A 24,298-nucleotide genomic window follows, 5' to 3' on the forward strand; every position below is an offset into this window, starting at 1 on the left:
AGTGAATGTGCGGGCGTTGAACGCGTCAAAGCCCAACAAAAAGCATATCGGCGGCTTATCTGTACGTGCCCTTGAAAGCTTTCGGAGCACAGCGGAGGAATACCGTCATGCCGGCATCACCCCTCGCCAAGCGGCCCGTCGAATCGGCGCTCGCCCTTCTGCTGATTCTGCTGAGCGTTTTGGGTCTGGCAGGCCGCAGCGCCGCGGACACCCCGGCCCGGGTCGCTCCGGCCCAGGCGGCTCCGGCGCAGGCGGCCCCCGCCCGGGTGGTTGCCGCCCGGGCCGCCACCGTGCAGGCTGTCGCCGCTCCGGCCCTCGTCACGGGCACCGACTGGGACCGCATCGCCGAGTGCGAGAGCAACGGACGCTGGAACATCAACACCGGCAACGGCTACCACGGCGGCCTGCAGTTCGCCCCCTCGACCTGGCGGGCGTACGGCGGCGGGAAGTACGCACCGCGCGCCGACCTCGCCACCCGGTCCGAGCAGATCGCCGTCGGTGAACGCGTCGCCCGCTCTCAGGGACTGTCCGCCTGGCCCACCTGCGGACGCCTCGGCGCGAACCGGACGTCGAGTCCTCAGTCCGGCAGCACCGACCGGCGGAACGAGACGGCACAGGCCACCCCGAACCGGCAGTCGAGCGGAAGTTCGAGCAGTGCGGGGAGCCATGCCCCCAAGGCATCCGAAGCCGGTGGAGCCGATGAAGCCCGCGGAGCCGGTGGAGCCCGCGGAGCCGGTGGAGCCGAACACGCGGATGCCGCCGAAGCCGTGGACTCCCACGAACTCGCCGGTGACCGGACCTACGTCGTCGAGCCGGGAGACTGTCTCTCCGTCATCGCCGAGCGCGCGGACGTACCCGGTGGCACCGAGGCGCTGTACGTGATCAACAGCGACATGCTGGACGAGGGGCCGGACCTCATCTACCCCGGTCAGCGTCTCCGGCTGACCATCTGAGCCAGGCAGGCCCGGCTCGTGGTGCCGGTCATCGGCCGGCGACGGCAGTGTCCCCGTGGTTGCGGGTGGCTCTACCGGACCTCGGTGCCCCCGTCTCCTCCGCCTCGGCCACGTAAGCCGTGCACTCTTGATTCCGGCACGGACCCGGACCCCAGACGGGGACGAAGATTCCGAGGGTCTTGTGTCGCTTCAGCTCCGTCTCGACGTCGTGCTTGCAGGCCGGACATGCGTGCTCCGCCTGTCGTTCGTGCTTGCGCTCGATTCTGGCCATGCTTTTACGGTAGTCCTACAGCGGACAAGTCGAAACTTTTCCGTAGTTTTTACTTCAATCTTCCGGGGTTGCTGCCCCGTTTTGAGGCCCGTACAGCTGAAGCAGCCTGGTGCGGGTTCCGTACAGCCGCTCCGCCACCGCCTCGGCGACGTACTTGTACACCGCACGGCCCAGCTCCGCATCGTCCTCGCACAGGGCACGGACGGCCGCCGCGTCGAACTCCACCGCCCGTCCCGCATGGACGACATGCGCGCCCAGGTGCCACACATGAGGAGGAAAGAGCCAGGACCAGCCGAGGAGGTCGTCCCGTCCCAGCGTCTCGACGACCGCCGCACGCCGCCCGGGAACCCGGAGGTCGACCTCGACCCGGCCGGACCGGATGATCCAGAAGCGGTCGGCACGCCGGCCCTCTTCGAAGACGCGCGCGTCCTGCGCCAGGGGGACCTCGTGCGACGCCTCGGCGAGCAGGCGTGCCCGGCTCCCGGGCGGGAGCGCGTCCAGCAGACTCCTGGTCTTCGGCATGAGGGCCTCGCTCCTGTGAAGCGTCACGACGGCCGCGAGGCCACCAGTACGCCGATCCTGTCGATGCGGTGTTCCGGATTGTCCCTGTCGTCCCGCCAGAAGTTGCCCGCCGCGTTGTCCTCGGGCGTGGCGCACGTGGAGAGAGTGATCATCGCCTTCGTCGGGTTCTCCCCCGGAGAGCCGGGGACCTCGGCACGCTGCTCGGCGAGGGAGCGCTCGGAACGGAAGGAGGTCGTCCTGGACTCGGTGATCCGGTACTCGTACACCGTGCCGCCCTCCGTGACGAAGACGGAGTCGCCCTTCTCGACGGACGGGAGCGCGCGCAGCGGTCCGCCCGCGGAGAGCCGGTGGGCCGTCACGAGGTAGTTGCCGACCTCGCCCGGGCCCACGCCGCCGTCCTTGCCGTACGGGCTGGCCGCGACGCCGCGGTTCTGGATACGGGTCCCCGGCCAGTCGTCCGTCGTCCCCTTGTACGGAACGACGCGCAGATCGGTGAGGCCGATCGACGGGATGGAGAGCGTCGCGGTCTCGGTCCGCGGATCGGTCCGGTCGGCCGGTGGCTGTGCCGGGGCTGTGGTCGGTGCCGGTGCGGCAGGTGCTGCGGCCAGGACGGGGGCCGGCGCCGTGGCCTGCCCGGCCGTCGCTGCCGAGCAGCCGGCCGCCAGCGCCACGAGTATCGCGCCCGCGAGCGCCCGGGGAACTCTTCGGAGACTGTGCATGGGGGGATCCGGATCGTTGTCGGCAGGTGCCGGAGCGGACCGCGGTCCACGGCCCGCTCCTTCCAGTACACCACCGCTTCCCGGCCGGGCGCTCCCCTGCCGGGCCCCGGTCAGCCGGGCTCCGGGGCCGCGAGCAGGTCGCGCACCTCCTCCGCGGTCGTCTCCCGGAGCTCTTCCCCGACGAGCAGCCAGCGGGTGATGCCGACCGATTCCAGGAAGGCCAGATCGTGGCCGGCGATCACGAGCGCTCCCTCGTAGGCGTCGAGCGCGCTCGCCAGCTGCCGCACGCTCGCCGTGTCCAGGTTGTTGGTCGGCTCGTCGAGCATCAGCAGCTGAGGGGCGGGCGAGGCCAGCATCGTCGCCGCGAGCGCGGCACGGAAGCGTTCGCCGCCCGAGAGGGTGCCCGCCGGCTGTTCGGCGCGCGCCCCCTTGAAGAGGAACCGTGCGAGCTGGGCGCGGATGTGGTTGTCGGTGATCCCGGGAGCCAGCCGGGCCACGTTCGCCGCGACGCTCAGCTCCTCGTCCAGCACGTCGAGGCGCTGGGGGAGGAAGCGCAGCGGTACGAAGGTCCTGGCCTCGCCCGACAGCGGTGCGAGCTCCCCGGTGAGGGTCCGCAGCAGCGTCGTCTTGCCCGCCCCGTTGCGTCCGACCAGGGCGATGCGTTCGGGCCCCTTCACCTGGAGCTCGCCGTCGCGCAGCGCGCCGAACCGCGGGTGCAGCCCGTGCAGGCTCAGGACGGTGCGGCCCGCGGGGACGGCGGTGTGGGGGAGGCTCACCCGGATCTCGGCGTCGTCGCGGATCGCGTCCTCGGCCTCGTCGAGCCGCTCGCGCGCCTCCTGAAGGCGGTCCTCGTGGAGGCCGCGCAGCTTGCCCGCCGACTCCTGCGCGGACCGCTTGTGTGCCCCGGCGACGATGCGCGGGGCCCGCCGCTCGGCGTCCATCTTCTTGTTGTGGCGCTGCCGGCGGGCCACCTTGATCCGGGTCTCCTCCAGCTCGCGCTTCTGGCGGCGCACGTCCGACTCGGCGGCCCGCAGCATGCGTCCCGCCGCTTCCTGCTGGGTGGCCAGCGCCTCCTCGTAGTCGGACCAGCCGCCTCCGTACCAGCTCACGGATCCGGACCGCAGTTCGGCAATGCGGTCGACCCGTTCCAGCAGGTCACGGTCGTGACTGACCACGACGAGCACGCCGGAGCGCCAGGACTCGACGGCGTCGTAGAGCCTGCGACGCGCGAACAGGTCGAGGTTGTTGGTCGGTTCGTCGAGCAGCAGGACGTCGGGGCGCTCCAGCAGCAGGGCTGCCAGGCGCAGCAGTACGGTCTCGCCGCCGGACAGCTGCCCGACGGTGCGGTCGAGGCCGATGCCGTCGAGTCCGAGCGAGCCCAGGGTCGCCAGGGCCCGTTCCTCGACGTCCCAGTCGTCGCCGACGGTCTCGAAGTGCTCGACCGCGACGTCGCCGGACTCGATGGCGCGCAGCGCCGTGCGGCGCTCGGCGATGCCGAGGGCCGCGTCCACGCGCAGTCCCGTGTCGAGGGTGAGGTTCTGCGGAAGGTAGGCGAGGCTGCCCCCCACCGTCACCGAACCCTGGGCGGGGCGCAGCCGGCCGGCCAGCAGCCGCAGCAGGGTGGACTTGCCGGAGCCGTTGCTGCCGACGAGGCCGGTGCGGCCCCGGCCGATGCTGAGGGAGAGCCCGTCGAAGACTTCCGTGCCGTCGGGCCAGCGGAAGGACAGGGCGGAGCAGGTGAGAGTAGCCGTGGGCGTGAGGGGGTGGGACATGGTGATCCTCGCAGTCGCAAGCACAGGAACAGGGGCTTCGTATGCGAGCACCACGCGGCGACCGGGCCATGGGAAAAGGGGGTGCGGTCCTCCGGAGGGCGGGGACGGCTCATGCACCGAGGTCGCATCCACGCGGGGTCACGGGGCGGCAGGAAAGCCGACGGCAGCGTGACAGGGCTACGGCTGAGTGCCGTACCGCGCGATGATCGCGAACCTCAGATGCGCAACGTCCACCTCTATCGGAGACAACAGGACCTGACGACTGTAGCGCAGGGGGGCCGGGGCCCGCAGGTGCGCGGGGATGCCCGGTCCCGGCAGCGGGGACGTCCTGCCGGGACCGGGACGCTGTCAGGCGCCGGTGCAGACGGATCCGTTCAGCGCGAAGGAGGCGGGCTGCCCGGTGTTCCCCGTGTGGCTCGCCTGGAGGCCGATCTGGACCGAGCCGCCGGGGGCGAGTGTGCCGTTGTACGCGACGTTCCTGGCCGTCACCGCACCGCTGCTCGGGCTGTACGTCGCTCCCCAGCCGGAGGTGATGGTCTGGCCCGCGGGCAGGGTGAAGGCGAGCGACCAGCCGCTGATCGCCGCGGCCGAGGTGTTGGTGAGGGTGAGGGTCGCGGTCAGGCCGGTGTTCCAGGCGCTGGTCGTGTAGCCCACCCGGCAGGCACCCGGCTCCGGGTCGGGGCCGGGGTCGGGCGGGGTGGTCGTGGTGCCGTCCAGGCCGAAGAACGTGAGGGCCCGGGCCGCCATGCCGCCGGTCGGCAGGGAGTGGCCGACGCCCTGGATGCTGACGGCCTCCACGGGGGCCTGGTTGCCGGTGGCGCCGTAACGGGTGCGGGTCCAGCCGGACTGCGGGGTGTCGGTGGCCGCGGGGGTGCGGCTCACGCCCAGGACATCGGTCCACTGGTCGATCTGCTCGTTGAAGTTCGGGTAGCGCAGCGTGCTGTCCTCGGTGCCGTGCCAGATCTGCATCCGGGGCCGGGCACCGCTGTACCCGGGATACGCCGCACGCACCAGGGCGCCCCATGCCTGTGGCGTCCTGTCGACCGTGCCGTTGGCGCAGGCGCTGTTCCAGCCCGATCCGTCGGTGGTGGCGAAGCAGGAGTGCGGTACGCCCATGAAGGCGGCCCCCGCCTTGAAGACGTCGGGGTAGTTGCCCAGCAGGACGTTGGTCATCATGGCGCCCGAGGAGGCTCCGGTGACGTAGATCCGGCCGGAGTCGGCGCCGTACCGCTGCTGGACGTAGCTGACCATGGACCTGATGCCCACGGGGTCGCTGCCCCCGTCACGCTTGAGGGCCTGCGGCGAGGAGACGTCGAAGCAGTTGCCGCTCCTGGTCGCCGAGGGGTAGACGACGATGAACCCGTACCGGTCGGCGAGCGAGGCGAATTCCGTGCCCGAGTAGAACGCCGGGCCCGATCCTGTGCAGTAGTGCACCGCCACCAGGACGGCCGGCCGCTGCTGGACGGTGTCCGGCACGTACACGTGCATCCTCAGATTGCTCGGGTTGCTGCCGAAGGAGGTCACCTCCGTCAGCGAAGCGGCGGACGCCGGGGGTGCGACGGCCAGCAGGAGCGCCGACACGAGGGGGAGGACGCCCGCGAGGAGGGCTGTCAGCAGCGCTCTCGCCGACCGCCTTCCGGCCTCCGGTGCATGCAGGGATCTGTTGGTCATGTTCCTGTCCTTCCTAGACTGCCGGGTGTGAAGGGACTGCTGTGAAGGGCCTGTTGCTGCGGCTGTCGGCGCTGGACGCGGACGCCGCCACCGCCGTGCGCGTGATCGCCCACTTCGAGGCGCTGCTGGGCGGCGGCCCCGATCCGGAGACGCTGGCGCGGTCGACTGCGGGCCTGGCCGGCTGTGCGGCGGGCCTCGAGCTGCCCGACGGACGGGCGGCACGGTTCGGGCCGGACGGCCTCGCTCTGCCGGGCGCACCCGCGCAGGTCTCCGGCCGGGTGGATCTGGAGCCGTCCGGCGGTGTCTGGCTGGAGCGGCCCGGTGTGCCGGGGCCGTTCGACGAGCTGGTCCTGGAGTGGATGGCGATCACCGCCCGCGTGCTCGCGGGCCGCCCCTGGCAGCCCCGGGTGCCCACCGCGGCGGATCCGGCACTGGTGGAACTGGTGCTGTCGGGCCGTGAGGACGCCACGGACCGGATCCGCGCGCTGCGGCTGCTGGGCCTCGCCCCCGATGTGCCGCTGCGGGTGGTCGCGGTGACCGGCCGCCCGGGGACGGACGCCGGGCTGGAGGCGGTGGCGCTGCTGGGGCGCGGTGCTGTGCGGGGCACGGTCCGGGTGGCGCGGGCCGGTGCGCTGGGGGCGGTGCTGGTGCAGAGTCCGGACGCGGGCGGCCCCGGTTCCCGTACGGCGTCGACGACCGCGGAACTACGGGCGGCCCTGCACGAACGGGGCCGTGAGCGGGGGACGGACCGCCGTCCCGCGCACGCGGTACGGGCGGGGGTCGGCGCGTCCGCAGCCCCACTGGACGCACGGCTCTCATGGGAACAGGCGCGTTCCGCGCTGCGGTTCGCCGTGGCGGGCACCCCCGAGGAGTCGGTGGCGGACCACGGTGAACTCGGCCCGGTCGCACTGCTGGCGGACATCCCGGTGGAGCGGCTGCGTGCCCAGGAGGACGTACGGCGGCTGACGAAGCTGGCCTGCGGCGAGGGGGCGGGGCAGGGCGTCGAACTCCTGACGGCGCTGGCCGCGTTCTGCCGTACGGGTTCGCTGCGGCAGGCCGCCGTGGAACTCCACCTGCACCACAGCTCGGTGGCCGCTCGGCTGGCCCACGTCGAGAAGGAACTCGGCCTCCGGCTGCGTGATCCGCAGGACCGGTTCGGCGCCCAACTCGCCCTGTACGCATGGCGGCTGACGCAACCCGAAGAGGGCGGCGACGGCAGTGACGGCGAGGAAGGTAACGGCACGGTCGGATGAGCGCGCACCGGCCTACCGCCCCAGCGCCGTGCGGAGCGCCGCGACCGCCTCGGCGGTCGCGTTCCGTATGACGGCGGCGTGCTCCACGGCCCAGGCGCCGTGGAAGGTACCGGGGAACAGCCGCAGTTGTGCGGGCACCCCGGCGGCACGCAGCGCGCGGGCGTAGTCGGCGCCCTCGTCCCGCAGCGGGTCGAACTCCATCACCGACACATAGGCGGGCGGCAGCCCGGACAGGGCGGCGGCCCCGGCACGGGCCGGTGCCGCGTACGGGGAGACATCGGTCGTGCCCGGTATTCCTTTCCCGAGGTAGGCCTCCCAGCTCAGGCGGGCGCTGCGGCGGTTCCATACGGGGGTGTCGGTGAACTGCCGTGCGCTCGACGTCTCCAGCCGGTCGTCGAGCGCGGGGCTGCACAGGTGCTGGAAGCAGATGGCGGGTCCTCGGCGGTCCCGGGCGAGCAGGGTCAGCGCTGCGGCGAGACCCCCTCCGGCGCTGTCGCCCCACAGGGCGATCCGGTCGGCCCGGACACCCAGCTCCACGGCGTTCGCCGCGAGACCGGACAGTCCCGCGTAGCAGTCCTCCAGCGATGCGGGGAACGGGTGTTCAGGGGCGAGCCGGTAGTCGACGGAGACCACGAGTGCCGTCAGTTCCCTGCAGAGCAGCAGATTCCAGTCGTGGTCGACGTCCGGCGAGCCCAGGACGAAGCCTCCGCCGTGGATGCTGTAGACGACGGGCAGCGGCCCCTGGGCGGACCGGGGCCGGTACAGCCGCAGCGCGACGTCCGGCGCACCGTCCGGGCCGGGGACGGTGACCTCCCGGACGCCCACCCCCGCGGTGTCCGCCGTCGCGAGGGACGCGGTCAGCTGCTGGGCCTGCGCGGCCCTGGCGGCGCCCACGTCCGTGATGTCGACCTCGGGCATCATCGTGAGCGCGGCGGCCAGTTCCGGATCGAAACGGTGTTGCGGGAGCATGCCCCTCCTCCGGTCCGGGCCGCGGGCGGCGGCGTCGTGAGTGAGACGGTGTCACGGGGTGTTCCCCCAGGTCATCCGACATGTGTCGGGTCCATGGCCGTACTCGTCCGACACCTGTGCGTCTTCCGCGCCGATTTCGGCCCCGGCGGTGCCCCGAACGCCCGCGATGACCCGCTCCGACCAGCGAAAACACCTGCAGGGTAAGGGAATTGGGCCCTCTTGACGCCGACCGGGTGGCTTCTCTACCGTCTGCTCGCCCGATCGCCGGACCGGCCGAAACTTTCGCGTCCGGCGATGCGTAACGCCTCCGAGAGGGACCAGCGTTGACCACTTTCCGTACCCGTGCCCGCATCCGCCTGCGCCGCCGTGCGACGCCCCTGCTGCTCTCCGGGGGGCTGTGCCTGGCCGCCCTCACCGTGACGGGTCCCGCGTACGCCGGGCAGCAGGCGGGCACCGGGATCGTCGACTCCACCCGGCACGGCGGCCGGGCCGTCGCCCTGACCTTCGACGACGGCCCGAACCCCACCGACACCCCGCGGCTGCTGGAAGTGCTGCGCAAGCACCACGTCAAGGCGGTGTTCTGCCTGTGGGGCGACCACGTCAAGGAGCACCCCGAACTGGTGCGCGCGATCGTCGCGGGCGGCCACACGCTGTGCAACCACACGATGCGCCACGACGACATGGCGGCCTGGCCGGCCGAGGACATCCGTGCGGACCTGGAGCGGACCAACGCCGAGATCCGCCGCGCCGCACCCGGCGCGCGTATTCCCTACTTCCGTGCTCCGTACGGGAGTTGGGGACAGACCCCGCAGGTGGCGGCTGATCTGGGGATGCAGCCGCTGGGCTGGCGGCTGGCGATCGGGGACTGGGAGCCGCCGGGCACCGACGAGCTGGTCCGCCGCATCGAGGAAGGCGTCACCCCCGGGGCGGTGGTGCTGCTCCACGACGGTGGCGGCGACCGCAGCCAGACCGTCGAGGCCGTCGACCGGATCGTCCCCGCACTGCGGGCGGCCCACTGGCGCTTCGACAAGCCCGCCCGCAGAGCCTGACGCAGCTCCGATCAGCTCCCCTCACCTCTTCAGGAGATCCCTGTGAGACCGCATTCCGCAGGGTCCGGCGCCCGCCGCGCGGGACGCCGTCCGGTGGCCGTACTGACCGGAGCCCTGTTCCTGGCCGGATCCGTACGAGCGGGGCCTACGACGCGGTGATCGACTTCGACAGGGCCCTGCGCGATCCGGCAGACCCGGAACGCCTCCTGGCCCGGTACGACAGCGGCGACCACCTGCACCCCAACGACGCCGGGGCCGAGGCGATGTCCCGGGCCGTCCCCCTCCACCTGCTGCGCTGATCCCTCCCGGGGCCCGACGGCGAGCGGCGCCGGGGACCCCGGCTCTCAGGGTGTGACGACGGCGAAGTCGGGGTCGGGGTCGTCCAGGACGGAGAGGATGGTGTCGAGCACGCCGGGGTCGCCGGTGTGCTCGATTCCGTCGAGCCCCTTGCCGCCGAGGAGCTGCATGAGCTGTGGCTTGGTGAGGGTGAGGGCGAGGTCCGCCCCGTCGCCGGGCTGCGAGGTGCGGGAGTGGATCAGGACACCGTTGTGCAGGGTCATGCGGTACGCCTCACCGAGGTCGGTGAACTGCCAGTGCACCGTGAAGGAGTGGTCCCACGCCTCGGGGCCGTTGACGCGGACGGCGAGGGAGTCGAAGAGCTGTTCCACGGACAGGGCGGTGGCCATGGTGCCCGCCGTGATGACGGTCGGAGTGATGCCCTGGCGCAGCTCGGCGGCCCCGGTGAGGTAGCAGTTGCGCCAGGTCGCGCACTCGGCGCCGTACGCGAGCCGCTCGTAGACCTCCGCCAGGAGGTCCTTCGCGTCGGTGCTGTCCGGAGCCGCGAACACGGCGTGCTTGAGCAGCTGGGCGGCGAAGCGCAGATCGCCTTCGGCGATGTACCCGCGCGCTTTGGTGAGGACCGCTTCGAGGCCGCCGATGCAGTCCACGTACCGCTGGGCGCTCTCGGTGGGCGGGTGCTCCCAGAGCGATGAGGGATGCCCGTCGTACCAGCCCATGTACCGCTGGAAGATGGCCTTGATGTTGTGGTTGACGGAGCCGTAGTAACCACGGGCGTGCCAGGCGCGCGCCAGCACCGGCGGGAGTTCGAGCACCTCGGCGATCTCGGTGCCCGTGTACCCCTGGTTGGCGAGGCGCAGCGTCTGGTCGTGCAGGTATCCGTACAGGTCGCGCTGCTCGGCGAGGAAGGTCCGGATGCGCTCCTTGCCCCAGGTGGGCCAGTGGTGGGAGGCGAAGAGCACGTCGGCGTCGTGCGCGAACAGCTCGCGGGCCTCGTTGAGATAGCGGGACCAGACGCGGGCGTCACGTACGAGTGCACCGCGCAGCGTCAGGATGTTGTGGAGGTTGTGGGTCGCGTTCTCCGCCATGCACAGGGCGCGCCGCTCGGGGATGAGGAAGTTCATCTCCGAGGGTGCTTCGGTGCCCGGCGTCATCTGGAAGCGGAGGAGGACGCCGTCGAGGGTCAGCTCCTGGCCGGTGTGCTTGATCTCGATCGTGGGCGCGAGGAGCCCCGGCAGCCCGGTGGACGCGGTGAAGCCGAGGCCCATGCCGATCAGGCCCTCGGGGTCACGGCCGAGGTTGGAGCCCGCGTAGTACGCGCCGCGCCGCAGCATGGCCGTTCCGGCGTAGACGTTCTCCGCGACGGAGCTCTCCATGAAGCCCTCGGGAGCCACGACGGGGACGTCGTCGCCGTCGCCGGTGACGCCGTGGACGCCGCCGAAGTGGTCGAGGTGGGAGTGCGTGAACAGGACGGCGGTGACGGGCCGTTCACCGCGGTGCTCCCGGTAGAGGGCGAGCGCGGCGGCTGCCGTTTCCTCGGACACCAGCGGGTCCACGACGATCACGCCGCGGTCGCCCTCGACGAGCGTCATGTTCGACAGGTCGAATCCGCGGACCTGGAAGACCCCGTCGGTCACCTTGTAGAGGCCGGCGCGGGCGCACAGCTGGGACTGCCGCCACAGGCTGGAATTCGCCGTATCGGGGCAGTCGCCGTCCAGGAAGGCCGTGTCGTCGAAGCTCCACACCACTCTGCCGTCGGCAGCCGTGATCGTCCCGGCTGCGGGGGGTGCGACCAGCCCGCGATCGGCGTCCTCGAAGTCGGCTCGGTCCTCGAAGTCGGGGATGACGTCGACTCTGGTCACGCGGGCCTCCAGGGGTTGGCACTGTGTTCATCCTGTGGGAGCGGCAGGCGTCGTGCCCGGGGGGTATGGGCCGTCCGGGTGTCCGGCGCTGCGGGGGCCGTCCATGGTGTGCGCCCGTGCCCGCCCGGTACGGCGGGGTGTCAGGTGGCCAGACCGCTGATCGCGTCGCCGATGTACTTCGCTCCGAGGACCACCAGCAGGGTCGTCATGATCGCCGCGTCGTGCGCGGCCATCGACGCCTTCCACCTGCCCAGCACCCCGGCCGACCTCTCCCCGCCGACGAGGTAGACGGCCAGCGGGACCGTGGCGCACAGCGAGGCGATGACGACCATCAGCACGGCCGCGACCGTCTTGCCGCCGGTGCCCGCCGTGCTGGAGGCGATGGAGACCGCGCCGCCGACCGCCAGCACCAGGTTCTTCGGGTTGGCGACGGCGAGGACCGCGGCGAGGCCGGCCGACTTCATGGGCGTGAACGTGTCGACGGCCTTCATCCAGCCCGGGGTCGGGGCCTCCTGGCCCTGGCGCGGCCGGCCCTTCCACTGCCTGACCCCGATCAGCAGGAACAGCACACCGAGGGCGAGTTTCAGCCAGAGCGTCCACGTCGCCGGTCCCTTGTCGCCTCCTGAGGCGCCGGCTCCCGAACCGGCCAGCACGATCACTGTCACCAGGACGCCGAGGGAACCCACCCAGCCGAGCGTGAACGCGATGCCGTTGAAGCGGCCGTGCGGAGTCGCGAGCATCAATATCACCGCGATCAGCGGTACGGGGCTGATGGCGATGCCTGCCGCCGAGGCCAGCATCTGTCCGACGGCGTCACCCATGCGGTTCAGGCCTCCCGCGCGGGGAGCGCCCGCACGCGCCACGTCCTCGTTCCGCCGGGAACGCGGGAGCCGTCGCCGAGCACCCGCGCGTGCGTCGTCCACATTGGTTTCATCATGCATAAAACTGGCATATTGCCCACCGCTCAGCATCCGCTGTCCCGGTTGCGGGCGCCTCGCGGCGCGGCGATGCACTGGGGGCACTCACGCGTGGGCGGGCTTCACCCGGCACCCCCTCGCCCACCGTTGCTCACGTCGCCGACCAGAGACGGCGGTAGAACTCGGCCCGGTGCGGGTCGGCGGCGATTCCGTAGGCGTCGAGGAGGGTGTCCTGCCAGCCGGGGCCGTAGTTGTGCTCGGTGTTCCAGGTGGCAACGGCCAGGTCCGCCCAGCGGTCGGCGACGCCGAGCGCCCCCATGTCCACGTGACCGGACCAGGTGCCGTCCTCGTGGAGCAGCGTGTTCGGTGCGCACGGGTCGCCGTGGCACACGACGAGGCGGTCGACGGGCGGGGGCGCGGACAGGTCCGAGGGCACCTGGATGCCTGCGCGCCGGGCGCGCGTCAGGCGGTCCTCGACGGACCAGCCGAAGGGGCAGTCGGCCACGGGCAGCCGTTCGTGCAGGGCCCGCAGCCCCGCACCCAGCGCGCGCACGGCGGTGCCGGGATCTGCCTTCCAGCGGTCGGTGACGGCGTTCTCGCCGGGAAGCCCGTGGGTGACGAGCCAGGCTCCGTCCCGGTCCGCTCCGTACTCGGCCACGCGGGGCACGGTCGTGAAACGGCGGGCCCACCGCAGGCGTTCCGCCTCGGCGGTCAGGTCCAGCCCGGAGCCCGCCGGAGCCCACTTGGCGAAGAGCCGGCCGTCCCCGTTGCCGATACGGAAGGTCAGCCCGCCCAACTCGTTCTGCCACACGGGCAGCAGGGGCCGGTCCCCGGCCAGGCCGGCGATGCGTGCAGGTACCCGAACGGGGGAGGGGGGTGGTCCTGAAAAGGCCATGACCCGATGGTCTCCTCCACCGCGCGGTCCGAGCGAGTGGATTTCCGGGAGCGGTGTCACCGGCGTGACCGCGGTGTGAGCACGTTCCTTCGCGCAACGCATTCCGAAAGAATTCGAAACTTTCGAAAATGAAGATCTTTGATTCTGATCCAGCAATGACGTCCTGCGTGACCATCATGAAATCGATGGACGTGATAGTGGCTATGACCTGGCAATACGATCACCGTACAAACTCCTCGGCCGATCGACTGTTTCGTAACTCATGCCGAAACTATTGACAGTTGACGAGGTCAGATCAACACTGAGCGCCGTCGGCAGACCTCAGATCGCTGTCGATCCGGGTCGACCACGACCCGTCACCGGGGCCGGGCCGCCGAACACGCAACGACCGGCCCCGTGTTCGGCCGGGCTGCGCGACACCGACGCGCACGTGCCGCCGTCGCCCGTTCACCGGCACCTGCGCGAGACGTGTCGTGCCGCCCGGCCCCAACGGCCTTACGAGGACGAGGAGGAAGTACGCACATGAACGACGCACCCGCACATGCGACGAGCCGCGCAAGCGGCCGCACCAGGTCATTCGGCCGCTTCAGGCTTTTCATCCGCAGTGCCTTCGCCGTGGCGATGGCCTGCGTGGCCGCGATCGCGCTGCCCGGCACCGCCAGTGCCGACACGGTCATCAACTCGAATCAGACCGGAACCAACAACGGCTACTACTACTCGTTCTGGACGGACAGTTCCGGCACGGTCTCGATGAACCTGGGATCCGGCGGTACCTACGGCACGTCGTGGAGCAACACCGGGAACTTCGTGGCCGGTAAGGGCTGGAGCACCGGCGGGCGCCGGAGCGTGACCTACTCGGGCACCTTCAACCCGTCCGGCAACGCGTACCTGACGCTCTACGGCTGGTCGACGAACCCGCTCGTCGAGTACTACATCGTCGACAACTGGGGCACCTACCGGCCCACGGGAACGTTCAAGGGCACCGTCTCCAGCGACGGCGGAACGTACGACATCTACGAGACGACGCGGACCAACGCCCCCTCCATCGAAGGCACCAAGACGTTCAAGCAGTTCTGGAGCGTCAGGCAGGCGAAGAGAACCGGCGGAACCATCACCACCGGCAACCACTTCGACGCCTGGGCCCAGAAGGGGATGAACCTGGGCACCTTCAACTACATGATCATGGCCACCGAGGGCTACCAGAGCAGCGGGAGTTCCAACATCACGCTGGGCAGCTCCTCCGGTGGTGGCGGTGGCGGCGGCGGTGGCGGTGGCTGCACCGCCGCCCTGTCCGCAGGTGAGAAGTGGAGCGACCGCTACAACCTCAACGTCGCGGTCTCGGGCTCCAGCAACTGGACCGTGACGATGAACGTCCCGTCCCCGCAGAAGGTCCTCTCCACCTGGAACACGACCGCCAGTTACCCGAGCGCCCAGGTACTGACGGCCAAATCCAACGGCAGCGGCAACAACTTCGGGGTCACCCTCCAGGCCAACGGATCCTGGACCTGGCCGACGGTCTCCTGCAGCGCCGGCTGACCTTCGGCAGAGCACACCCGTAACACCGCACCGGCGGGGCGGCGGCACCCGGCCGCCGCCCCGACCGGCGCACGCGGAGGGCGCCCGGGCACACTGCCCGCATGCGCATAGCCATGGTTGTGATGACGGTGCTCTTCGTGCTCAGCTCGGCCTCCGCGGTCAACTTCGCGCTCAGGGCACGTCGGTGGGCGGCCGCCGGGGTCCTCCTGCCGTCCGTCGGCCTCGCGGCCATCCTGCTCGGCGGAGTGGAGCGGCAGAGCATGTCTTTCTTCTGGCTGGGATGCCTGCTCGTCGTTGCCGGCTTCGGCGCGGAGGCCCTGGACCACCGGCGAACCCGGACCCCCGCGAAGTAGCGGCGGTCAATCCTGGGAGGCCGGGGCGGACAGGTGCGCGAGCTGGTGGTGGACGGCGGCGGTGGTGCGGGCTTCGTCGTCGGTGGCGAGGAGATCGAGCAGCGCGCCGCGGAGCACGGCCAGGGCCAGGGTGCGGCGGGTGACGCCGTCCCCGGTGCGGCGTTCGGATGCGGGCTGGCAGGCGGCCAGGACGTCGAGCCAGTCGTTCACGGTGGCGCGCGCGAAGCCGGCCCACGCGCCCTCGGGCTCGACGAGGGACCGGGCGTACGCCTCGGCCCACAACCGCAGCAGCGGACGGTGGTCCCCGGCGGCGAGCCAGGACCAGATCCGCTCCGCCGCTGCAGCCAGGCCGATGGGTTGCTCGGCGTCCCCGAGCTGCTCCAGAGCCGTCAGCTCGTCCTGGCGCGCCCGTGCCAGCAGTGCCCTGACCAGGCCGTCCTTGTTGCCGAACAGGAACATCAGGACGCGGGGGCTGGAGCCGACAGCCGCAGCGAGCGGGCGCAGGGAAAGGTCGGACAGACCGTGCGCGAGCGCGTACCGGTAGGCGGCTTCCAGCAGCTCGACCTGCCGGGCGGAGGGAACTGTCGCTTCCTGGGGCATGGAGGTAGCCTATCGTTACTGAAACAGTTGTGTCAGTGGCCCGGGTGCCGCCCTGTGGCCAGGAGAGGAAAGCCCATGTCGCAGCGGGACCATCAGCCGCACGTCGTTGTACGCCGCGCCGACCGCCCCGGGGATCTGGGCTGGGTGGTGATGACCCACGGTGAGGTCTACGACCGGCAGTTCGGCTGGAACAGCGACTTCGAGGCCCTCGTCGCCAAGATCGTGGCCGACTACGGCACCGGCCACGACCCGGCGAAGGAGGCCGCGTGGATCGCCGAGGTCGACGGCGAGCGCGCCGGCTGCGTCTTCCTCGTCGCCGGCGACGAACCCGGGATCGCCAGACTGCGCATCCTGCTGGTCACCGTGAAGGCCAGGGGCCTCGGCCTCGGTACCCGCCTGGCCGAGGAGTGCCTCGCCTTCGCGCGCGGGGCCGGCTACCGGCAGGTGACGCTGTGGACGAACGACGTCCTGGTGGCCGCGCGAAAGATCTACCAGGGCCTCGGCTTCACCCTCACCGACGAGGAGCCTCACCACAGCTTCGGCCACGACCTCGTCGGCCAGAACTGGACCCTCGACCTGCGCGCCCCGGCGGCCCGCTGAACCGTGGGGCGGACCGGTGCCGGCCCGGCGCGCCCGGCCGTCATCGGCGGGCTGCCGCCTCCGCGTAGCGGCTGGTGGGGCGCGGCAGTCCCAGGTGGCCGCGCAGGGTCGTGGCCTCGTACGCGGTACGGAACACACCGCGCCGCTGGAGTTCCGGGACCAGGCCGCGGGTGATCGCGGTGAGGTCGTGCGGCAGCGTGCCGGGCCGCAGCCGGAAGCCGTCGAGGCCGGCGGTGCGCCAGTCGAGCAGCAGGTCGGCGAGCTCGCCGGGCGTGCCGGTGAAGATCTCGGCGTCGGAGGCGAGTTCGGCGCCGGCCAGGTCGTCCAGGCGGGCCTTGCGGTCCGCGGCCGCGCCAGGCTCCTCGTCCAGGAAGACCAGGAGTTCCGCGAACCTGCGCAGAGGCCGGTCCCGGATGTCCCTGCCGGTGCGCTCCACCGCCTCGTCGACCTGCGCGAGGACCGCCGCGGTGCCCGCACGGTCGTGCGGGGTGACGTGGACGAGGTCGGAGCCGAGCGCCGCGAACTCGTACGGGGTGGAGGCGTGCGCGAGGCTCACCACCACGGGTTGCCCCTGCGGGGTCCGCGGCGTGATCGAGGGGCCCTTCACGCTGAACCGCGTTCCCCGGAAGTCGACGTGGTGCACCTTGTCGCGGTCGATGAAGCGGCCGGTGGGTGCGTCCCGTATCTCCGCGTCGTCCTCCCAGCTGTCCCACAGCCGCCGTGCCGCCTCCACCACCTCGGCGCCCTCCGCGAAGAGTTCGCGCAGCCGGGCGGCGATCAGCTCCGGGTCGCGTACGTCGTCGTCGGTGAGCCGAGGTGTGGTGCGGCGGCCGAAGTGGGAGGCGTCGGCGGCGCGTGAGGAGATCTGCGGGCGCCAGCCGGCACGGCCCTTGCTCGCGTGGTCGAGCGTGGCGATGCCGATGGCGAGGTGGAACGGTTCGGTGTGCGTGACGTTCGTCGTCGGGACCAGGCCGATGCGCTCGGTGAGGGGGGCGAGGTGGGCGGCGAGGAGCACCGCGTCCACGCTGCCCCTGACCTGGTCGGTGCGGTCGTCCGGCAGGTGGAAGGCGGCGGTCTGCAGTCCGAGGGCGTCCTCGAAGGTGACGAAGTCCAGGAGGCCGCGCTCGGCCTCGGCGACCAGGCCGGCCCAGTACGCGGGCGTGAGCAGCTCACCGGGCCGGGCGTCCGCCGCCCGCCAGGCGGCCGGGTGCCACCCCGCGCCGTCGAGGGCGACGGCGAGGTGGAGCGGGGTGCTGCCGGTCGTGCCGGTCACGAGGCCTCCTTCTCGTTGTCCACGGGCTTCCGGTCCGCGGGCCGTTCGGAGCGGTCGGGGGTGCTCAGGCCCAGGTGGTCCCTGAGCGTCGTCCCCGCGTAGTCCTCGCGGAACACGCCCTTCTCCTGGAGCAGCGGCACCACCCGGTCCACCAGGTCGTCGAGCCCGCCGGGGGTCAGATGGGGGACGAGGACGAAGCCGTCGGCGCCCTCGGTCTGCACGAAGTGGTCGATGGCGTCGGCGACCGTCCGCGGGCTGCCGACGAACGTCTGGCGGCCACCGACCTCGATGACCAGTTCGCGGATGCTCAGGTTGCGTTCCTCGGCGAGCTTCCGCCACTGCCGGGCCGTCTCGGCGCGGCCCTTGCGGAACACCGAGTGGCCCTTCAGGAAATGGGCGTCGTCCTCGGGCTCGATGACGGGCAGCGGCCCGTCCGGGTCGTACCCCGACAGGTCGCGGCCCCAGACCGCCTCCAGGTGGGCGATCGCGGTCTGCGGGCTCACCAGGTCGCGACTGACCTCGGCGGCGTACGCGACGGCCTCCTCGTCGGTGTCGGCGATGACGGCGTTGGCGGTGGGCATGATCTTCAGCTCGTCCGGGGTGCGCCCGTACCGGGCCAGGCGCCGCTTCACATCCCGGTAGAAGTCACGGGCCGCGTCGAGCTGGTTGTGCTTGCTGAAGATCACGTCCGCGTCGGACGCGGCGAACTCGCGGCCCGCGTCGGACTCGCCCGACTGGATGATCACGGGGTGTCCCTGCGGACCGGGCGGTGTCGTGAACCGGCCCGAGATGTCGAAGTGCGCCCCGTGATGGGCGAACCGGCCGGCCCCGGGACGTACGAACTCTCCCGCAGCCGCGTCGGCGCGAAGATCCCCGTCCGCCCAGCTGTTCCACAACTCACGTGTGGTGGCCAGGAATTCGGCTGCCCGGGTGTAGCGGTCGGCCTCGTCGAGGAAGCCGCCGCGGCGGAAGTTCTCGCCGGTGAAGGCGTCGTAGCTGGTGACCACGTTCCAGGCCGACCGCCCGGAGCTGAGGTGGTCGAGCGTCGCGAGCCGGCGCGCCACCTCGTACGGCTCGTTGAAGGTGGCGTTGACGGTCGCGGCGAGGCCGAGGCGCGTGGTGACGGCGGCCAGCGCGCTGAGCACGGTCAGGTTCTCCGGGCGTCCCGCGATGTCCAGGTCGTATACCTGCCCCTTGTGCTCGCGCAGCCGCAGCCCCTCGGCGAGGAAGAAGAAGTCGAACCTGCCGCGTTCGACGGTCTGCGCGAGCCGGATGAAGGAGTCGATGGAGATCTGGCTCCCGGACCGGGGGTCCGACCAGACGGTCACGTTGTGGATGCCGGGCAGCTGCGCGGCGAGGTGCACCTGCTTCTTTCCGGTGACGGGCACGGTGCGGTCTCCTCCTGCGAAGGTCCGGCTGTGGGTGGGGCCCTCAGAGCGTGCACGGGCCGGTGGCGGCGTGGACAGGCCAACAGGCCTTACTTCATGAGCTGTTCACGCCGTCGGGGCTGCCGCGGGTGTCACGGACGGCGTGGCGGGAGGGGCCGGGGAGACGTACCGCACCGTGTTCTCGAAGGCCACGCCGTGGCTCTTCACGTCGATGGCGATGCGGTCGCCGTCGGCGATCCGGAACCCGTCGTGGAAACTGGCCTCGTCGGCGCCCAGGAGCACGTAGTTGACCTGTCCGGGCCGCCGTACCGCGGGGAACGAGAACAGGTGTGACGCCATGTCCTGCACCCGGTAGTACAGGGCGTCGGCGCCGCAGTCGAAACTGCCCTCCCAGGCCGTCGCGCCGTCCCGCACGATGGTGACCCGCCCGGTGACCGTGCGCGGCGGCGGGCCGAGGAACAGCCACGGGGTGAGCGCGGTGTCGCACAGCTTGCAGTACGGGTTGTAGCCGGGGTCCTGGCGGTGCAGGCCGATGTCGCACAGGTCGTTGCCGAAGGTGTAGCCGGCGTAGTGGGGCGTGCCGTCGTCGTCGTTGACGTAGACCAGCGTGACCTCCGGCTCCTCGATCAGGGCGACCGGGGCTGCGGGCACGTCCAAGGTCTCGCCCGGCAGCCGCACCCAGTCGCCGAACCCCTTGAAGAACCACTTGGGCGGGGTGAACTCCCCGCCCTCGGGGGCGGTTTCGCCGTTCCACTTCTTCTTGTGCGTGCCCATGAAACCGCTCAGCAGCGCGTTGCCCGTGGCCGTCGGCAGCAGCGGCGGCAGCAGCCTCAGCTCCGGGTCGCCGACGGTGACGGTGACGGTTTCCGCGCCCTCGGTGAGGGTGGCCTTCAGGGCGGTCTCCGAACCGTCGGTCGAGAGGAAGGCGGCGGCGACCTGCCCGTCGGCCACCCGGTACAGGGTCTGCGGCGTGCCGTCCTCGGGCCTGCCGAAACCGACATGGCGTCCGCCGGCGTACGTGGCCTCGAACAGGACGGGGAGAACAGGGAGAGCGGGGGGAACGGACTGGGACATGGGGAATTCCTCCAGGGCTGAAATGGCCGATGTGGGCCGATGTGGGTGATGCGGGCTGACGCGTGTCAGGACCGAGGGGCGGCCGCGGGGGCCGGAGCGTCCGCGCCCGTCAGGTCGGCCAGGACCTCACCGACCCGGTCGACCGCCTCCCGTATCCACGGCAGGGCGAGCGGATCCGGCGCCGTCAGGGCGGCCCTGCGCCGCTCGTCGGAGTCGCCGTAGAAGCTGCTGGTCGCGGCTCGGATCCGCAGGGCGCGGCCGGGCTCCCCGAACGCGCTCGCCGGGAGGACGCCGACTCCGTACCGCTCGGAGAGCAGCCGGGCCAGGTCGTCGCCGCCGCGCACGCCGTGCCGCCGCGCCAGCCGGTCCCGCAGGGGCTCGAAGTCCGGGTAGAGGTAGCAGGTCGCGACGACGGGGGCCGGCTGTGCGCCCACGGCGGTGAACCGGCCGGCGACCGCGCGCACCACCGTCCCGTGCAGCCGACGGCTCGCCGCGATGTGCGCGGTGACCTCCGCCGGCTCCCCGAACGCGTACGCGGCCGCGCTCTGTACGGGCGCCGGCGGACTGGACCAGATCTGGCTGGCGACGGCGACGAGGCGGGTGTGCAGGGCGTGCCCGAGGTCGCTGTCCGGCAGCCGGGCCACGCCCGTACGCCAGCCGCCGAGCGCCAGGTTCTTCGTGAGGCCGGTGGTGACGACGGTCCGCTCGGGTGCGTGCGCCGCCGGGGACACGGCGGGCCGGGAGGTGTCGTACACGAGATCGCGGTAGATCTCGTCGGACACGATGACCAGGTCGAGCGCGCGGGCCGCGTCCGCCAGCCGCCGCACCGTGGCGTCCGACGCCACCGTGCCGGTCGGGTTGTCCGGCACCGTCACGACCACGGACCGGGGGTTCAGCCCGGCGGCCCGTGCGTCGGCGACCGCCTCGCGCAGCCGGTCCGGATCGGGTACGCCGCCCTGCCCCGGCAGGATGGGTACGGGGAGGGGGCACGCCCCGACGAGGCGGGCCTGCGCCGCGTAGCTGACCCAGCTCGGTACGGGCACGACCACGTCGCCGCCGATGGCGAGCAGCAGTCCGAACAGCAGCGCCTTGCTGCCCGGTCCGGCCACCACCAGCTCCGGGTCGATGCCCAGGCCGCGCCGCTCCCAGTACCCGGCGACGGCGGTGCGCAGCGCGGGACTTCCGGCGACGGAGCCGTACGCGTTCTCGCCCGCCGCCGCGGCCAGCCGGTCCCTCAGCGTGGCGAGGACGGGCAGGCCGATCTCGCCGCTCGCCATCGGCAGCACCCGTTCCCCGGCCCGGCGGCGCCGGGCCAGGGCCTCGTCGGCGGCGAGGGTCGCCGACATGGAGACCGGTGCGGGTTCGGGCATGACAGCTCCAGCGGTCGGGGTGGTGGGGTGAGGGGCCGGGGTGCGGGGCCGGTTCAGGGCGTCGCCGTGGCGTACCGCTGCCGGAGCTCCGCCTTGCGGACCTTGCCGGTCAGGGTCTTCGGGAGGGCGGTGACCAGCTCCACGCGGTCCGGCAGGAAGCGGGGGTCGTGGCCCGCCTCCCCGATGCGGGAACGGAGTGCGCCGAGCGACGGACCCGCCCCGCCGCGCGGGACCACGACGGCGCAGATCACCGTCTCGGCGCCCTCCCGGTCGGGCGGCAGGCCCACCAGCGCCGCTTCGACGGCGTTCGGGTGGCCGCCGATGACCGCCTCCAGTTCCGTCACCGGCGCGACCAGGCCACCGCGCAGGATCGCGTCGCGGGCCCGCCCGATGATGCGGATGCCGCCGCGGCCGTCGTCCCGTGCGAGGTCCCCGGTGTCGAACCAGCGGTCCGCGTCCAGCTCCGCCCGGAACGCGTCGTCGCGCCGGTGGTAGCCGAGCGCCAGCGACGCACCGCGCACCTTGAGGCGGCCGACGGAGCCGCTCCCGCCGCCGGCGCCGGACGTGTCGATGCGGGTCTCCATGGAGTCGATGGCGCTGCCGTTGCTGTGGGCCGCCCAGTTCTCGGGGTCCTGGGGCCGGGTGGTGGTCACGGGGCCGTTCTCGGACATGCCCCACAGCGAGTAGGTGCGCGCGCCCAGAGTCTCGTGGACCTCGTCGGCCAGTTCCTGAAGGACCTGGGCCGAGCCGATGACCACGTGCCGCAGGGTGCTCGTGTCGCGTTTCTCCGCCCGCTGCGACGCGGCCACGTCGGCGAGCGTGGCGGGCGGCCCGTACAGCAGGGTGGCGCCGTACCGCTCCACCAGGTCGAGCAGCGCCTCGTTGCGGCGTACGTCCTGGAAGGCGACGGTGCCGCCGAGCAGGACACCCGCGAGGACGCCCTGCGCGAACCCCGAGTAGTGGACGAGCGGTGTGGACACGGCCGCCACCCAGTCGTCCCCGGCCCCGAAGGCGTCGACGTATCCGCGTACCGCCGAGTGGACCGTGTTCTGACTGTGCAGGACGCCCTTGGACGCTCCGGTGGTGCCGGAGGTGAACAGGACCACGAACGGCTCGTCGGGGCCGAGTGCCCGGCCGTCCGGGACGGCGGCTCCCTCCTGCTCCTCCCGCGCCTCGGCCACGAAGTGGTCGTGGAAGGACCGCGCGCCCTCGGGCGCCGGGCCGTCGACCACCACCACGTGCTCGAGCGAGGGGAGGTCGTCCTTGAGCCGCGTGACGATCTCCGCCAGGGGCGTTCCCGACCACTCGGGGAGGGTGACGCAGACCCGGGCCCCGGTGAGGCCGAGGCGGTGGCGCAACTCGTCCGCGGGGCAGACGGGCGAGATCGGGCAGATGACGGCGCCGGTCCGGATGCAGGCGAAGATCAGCGGCACCATCTCCCACCGGTTGGGGAGCTGTACGGCCACGAAGTCGCCGCGCCGTACGCCCAGGTCGAGCAGTGCGTGGGCGAAGCGGTCCGTCAGGGCGTCCAGTTCCGCGTAGTCGAGGGTGTCGGTGCGGGACTCGGCGACGCGTCGGCCCGCGACGGCCAGCCGGTGCGGGTGCAGGCGCGCCTGCCGGTGCAGGTCGTCGAGGAAGGTCTCGTCCCGCCACCAGCCGCGGCGGCGGTACTCGGCCGCCCGCTCCTCGGCCGAGGAGGCGGCGGCCGAGGGCGGCGACGGTTCCGCAGCCGCTGCGGTCGTCGCAGCTGCCGTCGTCGCCGCGGCCGCCGGTCGTGTGGCCGCCGTGCTCATCGGAGGTCCTTCCGGCGGGCCGCGAGCAGCTCGGGCAGCGGGTTGCCCGCCCGGGCGGCCGCGATGTCCAGCAGGTCCCGGGTGTTCTGCCGTACCCGGTCGCCGACCCAGTCGAACACCCACGCCTTGCGTGCCTCGGCCGCGAGGTCGAACGGGACGACGCGGGTGACCGCCAGGGCGGCCGACGCGGCCCCGCCGATGTTGGCGATCACACCGGGGACCAGGGCGGCTCCCGAGGCGGCCACCTTCTCCTTCGCCGCGTCGCTGGAGGCGAGGTTGGCGCCCTCGACCACCAGGCCGGCCCGGAGACGGTGCGTGTTCTCGGCGGTGAGCGCGTACTTCTGCGCCGCCAGGACCAGCAGGTCCGCATCCACGTCCAGCCAGGCCTCCGGCTCGCCGGAGACGGTGACGTGCTGCGGCAGCCGGGAGCGGTCGATCCGCCCGAACTCGTCGGTCACGGCGACGAGATCGGCCACCGGCAGCCGGTCCGCGCTGATGGTGCCCTGCACGTCGGCGATGCCCACGACGATGTGCCCGCGCTCCTCCAGGAACCGCGCGACCGCCCGGCCCACCGCGCCGAAGCCCTGCACCACCACCCGGGCGGGCTCCGTACGGCCGCTCGCCTCCAGGGCGGTGATCGCGGCGACCCCGACACCGTGGCCGGTGGCGTCGATCAGGGGCTCGTAGTAGGTGCGCCAGTCGATCGGCATGTCCGGGGCGCCCAGCCGGTAGCGCGGGTCGTAGCCGGCCTCGGCGAAGAAGACGGCCCGGTCGGCGGGGGTGACGCCCATGTCGATGCCGAGGTGGATGCCGCCGTGCAGGAGCGGCTTGACGGTGCGGCCGAAGGTGCGGAAGGTCTCCTCCCGGTTCGTGCCGTCGGAGACGATGCCGGCCTTCGCGCCGCCGATGCGCAGGCCGGCGAGCGTGAACTTCTCCGTCATGTCGCGGGCGAGACCCGCCACTTCTTCCTCGCTGACCCCGGTCGTCATCCGGGTTCCGCCCATGGCCAGGCCGTCGACGAGCGTGTCGACGACGACCCAGCCCTTGATCGTGCCGCCGCTCCCGTTCAGGTGGACGGTGAACGCGGGAGCCTGCGGGTCTTCCAGAGCACTCATTGCCAAGTCCTTGTGGCCGTAGGTGGGAGGGGGAAGTCGGTGCGGA

At 72.1% G+C, this 24,298-nt stretch carries 21 protein-coding genes and 2 pseudogenes; 7 read left to right on the top strand and 16 right to left on the bottom strand.

Annotated features, from left to right (window positions below):
* The first annotated feature begins 107 nt into the window (after positions 1-107).
* Positions 108-953, top strand: coding sequence for a transglycosylase family protein (locus ACFQ6X_RS03425; protein ID WP_383175156.1), 846 nt, complete (start codon positions 108-110; stop codon positions 951-953).
* Between the two features lie 325 nt (positions 954-1,278).
* Here the strand turns inward: ACFQ6X_RS03425 and ACFQ6X_RS03430 are convergent, their stop codons facing one another.
* From ACFQ6X_RS03430 to ACFQ6X_RS03450, 5 genes and pseudogenes are all read right to left on the bottom strand, one after another.
* On the bottom strand, positions 1,279-1,746 hold the full coding sequence (locus ACFQ6X_RS03430; RefSeq protein WP_383175159.1) for a cyclic nucleotide-binding domain-containing protein: 468 nt from the start codon (positions 1,744-1,746) through the stop codon (positions 1,279-1,281).
* Between the two features lie 23 nt (positions 1,747-1,769).
* Entirely contained in the window at positions 1,770-2,465 is a 696-nt protein-coding gene (locus ACFQ6X_RS03435; protein WP_383175162.1) for a class E sortase, read from the bottom strand.
* A gap of 295 nt (positions 2,466-2,760) precedes the next feature.
* Positions 2,761-3,502: pseudogene (locus ACFQ6X_RS03440) on the bottom strand (ATP-binding cassette domain-containing protein); the annotation flags it as partial.
* A 135-nt stretch (positions 3,503-3,637) separates the two neighbouring features.
* Positions 3,638-4,237 (bottom strand): annotated as a pseudogene (locus tag ACFQ6X_RS03445) (ATP-binding cassette domain-containing protein); the annotation flags it as partial.
* A gap of 348 nt (positions 4,238-4,585) precedes the next feature.
* Positions 4,586-5,908, bottom strand: a complete 1,323-nt coding sequence (locus tag ACFQ6X_RS03450) for a PHB depolymerase family esterase (RefSeq protein WP_383175165.1) — start codon at positions 5,906-5,908, stop codon at positions 4,586-4,588.
* 41 nt (positions 5,909-5,949) lie between these two features.
* Between ACFQ6X_RS03450 and ACFQ6X_RS03455 the strand changes: the two genes are divergently transcribed.
* A complete protein-coding gene (locus ACFQ6X_RS03455) occupies positions 5,950-7,161 on the top strand; it encodes a PucR family transcriptional regulator (RefSeq protein ID WP_383175168.1) in 1,212 nt (403 codons plus the stop codon).
* A 12-nt stretch (positions 7,162-7,173) separates the two neighbouring features.
* On the opposite strand, the gene ACFQ6X_RS03460 is transcribed toward ACFQ6X_RS03455, so the two are convergent.
* Entirely contained in the window at positions 7,174-8,130 is a 957-nt protein-coding gene (locus ACFQ6X_RS03460; RefSeq protein ID WP_383175171.1) for an alpha/beta hydrolase, read from the bottom strand.
* Positions 8,131-8,453: 323 nt separating this feature from the next.
* Between ACFQ6X_RS03460 and ACFQ6X_RS03465 the strand changes: the two genes are divergently transcribed.
* Together ACFQ6X_RS03465 and ACFQ6X_RS03470 are read left to right on the top strand one after the other, a co-directional pair.
* The gene (locus tag ACFQ6X_RS03465; RefSeq protein WP_383175174.1) at positions 8,454-9,179 is read left to right on the top strand and encodes a polysaccharide deacetylase family protein; all 726 of its coding nucleotides are present in this window, start codon (positions 8,454-8,456) and stop codon (positions 9,177-9,179) included.
* Between the two features lie 155 nt (positions 9,180-9,334).
* Complete coding sequence (locus ACFQ6X_RS03470) at positions 9,335-9,478, top strand: hypothetical protein (protein WP_383175177.1); 144 nt, start codon at positions 9,335-9,337, stop codon at positions 9,476-9,478.
* 45 nt (positions 9,479-9,523) lie between these two features.
* Here ACFQ6X_RS03470 and ACFQ6X_RS03475 read toward each other — a convergent pair whose 3' ends face one another.
* From ACFQ6X_RS03475 to ACFQ6X_RS03485, 3 genes are all read right to left on the bottom strand, one after another.
* A complete protein-coding gene (locus ACFQ6X_RS03475; RefSeq protein ID WP_383175180.1) occupies positions 9,524-11,338 on the bottom strand; it encodes an alkyl/aryl-sulfatase in 1,815 nt (604 codons plus the stop codon).
* 140 nt (positions 11,339-11,478) lie between these two features.
* Entirely contained in the window at positions 11,479-12,159 is a 681-nt protein-coding gene (locus ACFQ6X_RS03480; RefSeq protein WP_383175183.1) for a GAP family protein, read from the bottom strand.
* A gap of 247 nt (positions 12,160-12,406) precedes the next feature.
* Positions 12,407-13,150, bottom strand: a complete 744-nt coding sequence (locus ACFQ6X_RS03485; RefSeq protein WP_383175186.1) for a phosphotransferase — start codon at positions 13,148-13,150, stop codon at positions 12,407-12,409.
* Positions 13,151-13,771: 621 nt separating this feature from the next.
* On the opposite strand from ACFQ6X_RS03485, the gene ACFQ6X_RS03490 reads away from it, so the two are divergent.
* Positions 13,772-14,686: a glycoside hydrolase family 11 protein gene (locus ACFQ6X_RS03490; protein WP_383175400.1), complete on the top strand. Its 915-nt coding sequence runs from the start codon at positions 13,772-13,774 to the stop codon at positions 14,684-14,686.
* A gap of 101 nt (positions 14,687-14,787) precedes the next feature.
* Positions 14,788-15,039 carry a hypothetical protein gene (locus tag ACFQ6X_RS03495; RefSeq protein ID WP_383175189.1) on the top strand — a complete coding sequence of 84 codons (252 nt, stop codon included), beginning with the start codon at positions 14,788-14,790 and terminating at the stop codon, positions 15,037-15,039.
* A 6-nt stretch (positions 15,040-15,045) separates the two neighbouring features.
* On the opposite strand, the gene ACFQ6X_RS03500 is transcribed toward ACFQ6X_RS03495, so the two are convergent.
* Positions 15,046-15,639, bottom strand: coding sequence for a TetR/AcrR family transcriptional regulator (locus ACFQ6X_RS03500; protein ID WP_383175192.1), 594 nt, complete (start codon positions 15,637-15,639; stop codon positions 15,046-15,048).
* Between the two features lie 75 nt (positions 15,640-15,714).
* Here ACFQ6X_RS03500 and ACFQ6X_RS03505 point away from each other — a divergent pair, with 75 nt between their 5' ends.
* Positions 15,715-16,239: a GNAT family N-acetyltransferase gene (locus ACFQ6X_RS03505; RefSeq protein ID WP_383175195.1), complete on the top strand. Its 525-nt coding sequence runs from the start codon at positions 15,715-15,717 to the stop codon at positions 16,237-16,239.
* 40 nt (positions 16,240-16,279) lie between these two features.
* On the opposite strand, the gene ACFQ6X_RS03510 is transcribed toward ACFQ6X_RS03505, so the two are convergent.
* The 6 genes from ACFQ6X_RS03510 to ACFQ6X_RS03535 form a co-directional block, all read right to left on the bottom strand.
* A complete protein-coding gene (locus ACFQ6X_RS03510; protein ID WP_383175198.1) occupies positions 16,280-17,512 on the bottom strand; it encodes an LLM class flavin-dependent oxidoreductase in 1,233 nt (410 codons plus the stop codon).
* On the bottom strand, positions 17,509-18,900 hold the full coding sequence (locus ACFQ6X_RS03515; RefSeq protein WP_383175201.1) for an NtaA/DmoA family FMN-dependent monooxygenase: 1,392 nt from the start codon (positions 18,898-18,900) through the stop codon (positions 17,509-17,511). The genes ACFQ6X_RS03510 and ACFQ6X_RS03515 overlap by 4 nt, the downstream gene beginning before the upstream one ends.
* A 105-nt stretch (positions 18,901-19,005) precedes the next feature.
* Positions 19,006-19,974, bottom strand: coding sequence for a fumarylacetoacetate (FAA) hydrolase (locus ACFQ6X_RS03520; protein ID WP_383175204.1), 969 nt, complete (start codon positions 19,972-19,974; stop codon positions 19,006-19,008).
* Positions 19,975-20,039: 65 nt separating this feature from the next.
* Entirely contained in the window at positions 20,040-21,344 is a 1,305-nt protein-coding gene (locus tag ACFQ6X_RS03525) for a pyridoxal phosphate-dependent aminotransferase (RefSeq protein WP_383175207.1), read from the bottom strand.
* 53 nt (positions 21,345-21,397) lie between these two features.
* Positions 21,398-23,137 (bottom strand): AMP-binding protein, encoded by a 1,740-nt coding sequence (locus ACFQ6X_RS03530; RefSeq protein ID WP_383175210.1) that lies wholly within the window; start codon positions 23,135-23,137, stop codon positions 21,398-21,400.
* On the bottom strand, positions 23,134-24,252 hold the full coding sequence (locus ACFQ6X_RS03535; protein ID WP_383175214.1) for a Glu/Leu/Phe/Val dehydrogenase dimerization domain-containing protein: 1,119 nt from the start codon (positions 24,250-24,252) through the stop codon (positions 23,134-23,136). Before ACFQ6X_RS03535 ends, ACFQ6X_RS03530 begins: the two co-directional genes overlap by 4 nt.
* Positions 24,253-24,298: the final 46 nt, after the last annotated feature.

It is taken from the genome of Streptomyces sp. NPDC056452 (assembly GCF_042796085.1).
Taxonomy (GTDB): Bacteria; Actinomycetota; Actinomycetes; order Streptomycetales; family Streptomycetaceae; genus Streptomyces.